Origin of the sequence: Streptomyces boluensis, from assembly GCF_009908195.1 — a bacterium.
Lineage (GTDB): Bacteria > Actinomycetota > Actinomycetes > Streptomycetales > Streptomycetaceae > Streptomyces > Streptomyces boluensis.
In genome coordinates this window covers 1-4,043 of sequence record NZ_JAAAHS010000536.1, presented here as the reverse complement: position 1 = coordinate 4,043, position 4,043 = coordinate 1, and the positions used below count along the sequence as shown (strand labels likewise).

The 4,043-nt window shown below is 72.6% G+C and carries 4 protein-coding genes; 3 read left to right on the top strand and 1 reads right to left on the bottom strand.

Going from position 1 to position 4,043, the window contains the following annotated elements:
- Nucleotides 1–32: 32 nt before the first annotated feature.
- Nucleotides 33–1,007 carry an ABC transporter substrate-binding protein gene (locus GUY60_RS35395; RefSeq protein WP_161705474.1) on the bottom strand — a complete coding sequence of 325 codons (975 nt, stop codon included), beginning with the start codon at nt 1,005–1,007 and terminating at the stop codon, nt 33–35.
- A 138-nt stretch (nt 1,008–1,145) separates the two neighbouring features.
- Here GUY60_RS35395 and GUY60_RS35390 point away from each other — a divergent pair, with 138 nt between their 5' ends.
- The 3 genes from GUY60_RS35390 to GUY60_RS35380 form a co-directional block, all read left to right on the top strand.
- On the top strand, nt 1,146–2,234 hold the full coding sequence (locus tag GUY60_RS35390; protein ID WP_161705472.1) for a FecCD family ABC transporter permease: 1,089 nt from the start codon (nt 1,146–1,148) through the stop codon (nt 2,232–2,234).
- Nucleotides 2,231–3,331, top strand: a complete 1,101-nt coding sequence (locus GUY60_RS35385; protein ID WP_161705470.1) for a FecCD family ABC transporter permease — start codon at nt 2,231–2,233, stop codon at nt 3,329–3,331. Before GUY60_RS35390 ends, GUY60_RS35385 begins: the two co-directional genes overlap by 4 nt.
- A gap of 5 nt (nt 3,332–3,336) precedes the next feature.
- On the top strand, nt 3,337–4,043 hold a 707-nt coding region (locus GUY60_RS35380), incomplete at its 3' end, for an ABC transporter ATP-binding protein (protein WP_161705468.1).

Genomic DNA, 4,043 nt, shown 5'->3' with positions numbered 1-4,043 from the left:
GGCGGGGGCCACCGAATCCCTTACCGTGGCGCTCACTTGGCCATCGCCTTCTCGATGTCGTCGAGGACGGAGACGGCCGCCTCCGCGCCGCCGAGGCTGGTCCACTTGGAGCCGTCGATCTCGGTGACGTGCCCGTCCTTGACGGCGCCGAGCTCCTTGTACGCGGCCTTGTCCTTGAGTTCACCGAACAGGTCGGCGTCCTTGCCGGTGGCGGCGAGGGTGCCGATGAACAGCCAGTCGGCGTCGATCTGCTTCAGGTCCTCGTCGCTGAGCGGCGTGGAGTGGCCCTGGCCCTTGTCGTTCTGGATGCCGGGCCGCTTGAGGCCGAGGTCCTTCAGCACGTCGGAGATGAACACGCCCTGCTGCATGACGGCGGTGCCCTTGGCGGAGTAGCGGGCCACGGACACGGTCCCGCCCGCCTGGTCACCGAGCGCCTTCCGTACACCGTCGGCCTTCTTGTCGTACGCGGCGAGGAACGTCTTGGCCTCGTTCTGCTTGCCGAGCACCTCGCCGGTCAGGGAGAGGGCCTTCTTCCAGTCCTTGTCCTTGCCGACGGTGACGACGGTCGGGGCTATCTCGCTGAGCTGCTTCAGCACCTGCTGGTCGGCGAGTTGGCCGGCGAGGATGACGTCGGGCTTCGCCTGCAGCACCTTCTCGATGTCGGGTCCGGTGACGGCGCCGACGACCGGGATGCCCTTGGCCTGGTCGGCCAGGTAGGCGGGGGCGCCCTTCTGGCCGCGGCCCGCGGTGAGGCCGACGGGCTTCACGCCGAGGGCGAGCGACGAGTCGAGGTCCATCTCGCTGAGCGCGATGACGTTCTTGGGCGCGGCGGGGACCTGGACCTTCTTGCCGGTCGCGTCGGTGACGGACACCTTCTTGGCGGTGCTGTCGTCGGCGGCGGTGGTGTCGGCCTTGTCCGATCCGCAGGCGGTGAGGGCGAGCGCGGAGGCCATCGTGACAGCGGCCGCCGCGGTCAGCCGGGCGCGCGAGGTGAGGTGAGTGGACATGGCGTACGTCTCCGAAGGTTCAGGGCCCCGGGCCGGGTTGGCGCCGCAGGGGCGGCACTGCACTGGGGCGATTTCGGGCAGGGCGGGGCGTTCACCCCGGACCTGAGCCCGTTGCGTTACTTAGGTTAGGCTAACCACATGTCGATCACGCAAGAGGGCGGGGCACCCAGGGCCGATACCGAACCGCCCATATCCCGGGTGAACCGGACACACCGCCCAACTCTGCTGGCCGCGGCGGCACTTGTGCTTCTGCTGCTCGTGCTTGTCCTCGCCTCGCTCCTGATCGGCACCGGCTCCAGCCCGGCCGGCCGCGCCTGGGACTTCCTCCTCGGTGACCCCACCGCCCGCGCCGACGCCCAGATACGCCTCGCGGTCCTGGACGTCCGGCTGCCGCGCACCGTCGCCGCCGTACTCGTCGGCATCGCGCTCGGCGCCTCCGGCTGCCTGCTGCAGGCCGTCACGCGCAACCCGCTCGCCGAGACCGGACTGCTCGGCGTGAACTCCGGCGCCGCCCTCGGAGTCGTGACGGGCCTCACGTACTTCGGCGTCGACTCCCCCTACGCGATGCTGCTCTGGGCCCTCGCCGGCGGCATGGCGGCCAGCGCCGTCGTCCTGCTGCTCGCCGCATCGGGCCGCACGGCCGGCTCCCCGCTGCGCCTGGTCCTGGCCGGCTCCGCGCTCGGCGCGACCTTCCACGGACTGACCTCGTACGTGCTGCTCAGCACCCAGTCCACCTTCGACACCTACCGCTACTGGACGATCGGTTCACTCGCGGGCATCAAGACCTCCGACACGTATCCGCTGATGCCGCTGATCGCCGTCGGGCTCGTCATCGCCTTCTGCTGCACCCGGCCGCTCGCCGCGCTCGCGCTCGGCGACGACAGCGCCCGCTCCCTCGGCCACCACCCGGGCCGCATCCGCCTGGTGGTCGCCGCCGCGGTCACCCTGCTCGCCGGTTCCGCGGTCGCGCTCGCCGGGCCCGTCGCCTTCCTCGGGCTGCTCGCCCCGTACGCCGCACGCACCGTCAGCGGACCGCGGATCGCGTCCCAACTCGCGCTCTCCGCCCTCGTCGCGGCCAACGTGATGATCGTCGCCGATCTGCTCGCCCGGGTCGTCATCCGCCCCTGGGAGACCCCGGTCAGCGTGCTGCTCGCCTTCATCGGCGGCCCCCTGCTCATCTGGATCGCGCGCTCCGACAAGTTGTCCACGGCGGGAGCTTCGGCATGAACCTGCGTACGCGTACGAGCGCCACCCCCGGGGGCGCGGGACCCTCCGTCACCCCGCCCGACTCCACCGTCGTCCGCGTCGGCGCCCTCTCCTTCCTCTTCCCGTACCGCAGCGCCCTCGCCGCGGTCGCCCTGAGCGTGCTGCTCGCCGTGATCGTGGCCCTCGGCGCCTTCGCGAGCTCGACCGGCATGGCGTTCGGCGACACCGTCAAGGGCCTGTTCGGCACCGGCGACCGGGCCACCGTCATGCTCGTGCAGGACTTCCGGCTGCCCCGGATCGCGGTCGGCCTGATGGTCGGCGCGGCCCTCGGCATCGCCGGCTGCCTCACCCAGACCCTGGCCGGCAACCGGCTCGCCACCCCCGATGTCATCGGCGTCAACGAAGGCGCGACCGCCGCCGTCGTCGCCTCGGTCGTCGGCTCCAGCACCGGCATGCTCGGCGACTGGTGGCTCGGCCCGCTCGGCGCCGTCGCCGCCGCCGTCCTGGTGGTCCTGTGCGCGGGCGGCGCGGGCCGCGGCGGCTACCGCGTCCTCGTCGTCGGCATCGGCGTCTCCACCGTCATCGGCGCCGTCACCGACCTGGTGATGTCCCGCGAGAACGACAACACCGCGGGCGGTGTGTTCCTCTGGACGGTCGGCAGCCTCAGCGGCCGCGACTGGACCGTCGGCACGCCCCTGCTGTTCATCCTGCTCGTCCTCGTACCGCTCGCCCTGATCGCCGGCGGCCGCCTCCAACTCCTGCGCTTCGACGACGACACGGCCAGCACCCTCGGCGTACGCCTCGGCCTGGTCCGGGCCCTCACCCTCGCCCTGGCCGTGGCGCTCGCCGGAGTCGCCGTCGGCATCGGCGGGCCCATCGCCTTCGTGGCCCTCGCCGCGCCCGTCGTCGCGAGCCGGCTCAGCGGGCCCACCCGCGTCCCCGTGATCGGCTCCGCCCTCGTCGGCGCCGCGCTCATCGGCGCGGCCGACGCGCTGGGCCGGGTGATCGCCCCCGTGGAGATCCCCGTAGGCGTCATCACCAGCGTCCTCGGCGGGCCCTTCCTGCTGTGGGTGCTGTTCGGCAGGAACGACTCGTCCGCAGCATCCGGAAAGGCCTGACCCTCATGCATCTCGCCGTCGCGGAACTCACCGCGGGCTACCCGGGCCACACCGCCGTACGCGGCGTCGACCTGTCCGTACCGGCCGGTCAGGTCGTGGCGATCGTCGGCCCCAACGGCTGCGGCAAGTCGACGCTGCTGCGCGCCATCGCCCGTCTGCACAAGCCGAGTTCGGGCACCGTGCGGGCCGGGGACGCCGATGTCTGGCAGTTGCGCGGGCGCGCCGCCGCCCACCGCGTCGCGCTGCTCCCGCAGTCCCCCGCCGCCCCGGAGGCGATCACCGTCGCGGGCCTGGTCAGGTACGGCCGTCATCCGCACCAGGGCCTGTTCCGCCAGTGGTCCCGCGCGGACGAACAGGCGGTACGAGCGGCCCTCGACGCCACCGGCACCACCGCACTCGCCGAGCGCCGCCTCGACCAGCTCTCCGGCGGGCAGCGCCAGCGCTGCTGGCTCGCGATGGTGTTCGCCCAGGAGACCCCGATCGTGCTCCTCGACGAGCCGACCAGCGCCCTCGACCTCGGCCACGCCGTCGAGGTCCTGGAACTCGTCCGCGAGGTCGCCGCCACCGGCCGGACCGTCGTCATGGTCCTGCACGACCTGGCCGGCGCGGCCCGCTACGCCGACACGGTCGTCGCGATGAACGCCGGCGAGATCATCGCCCACGGCCCGGCCCACGACGTGGTCGACGCGGCGCTGGTCAAGGAGTTGTACGG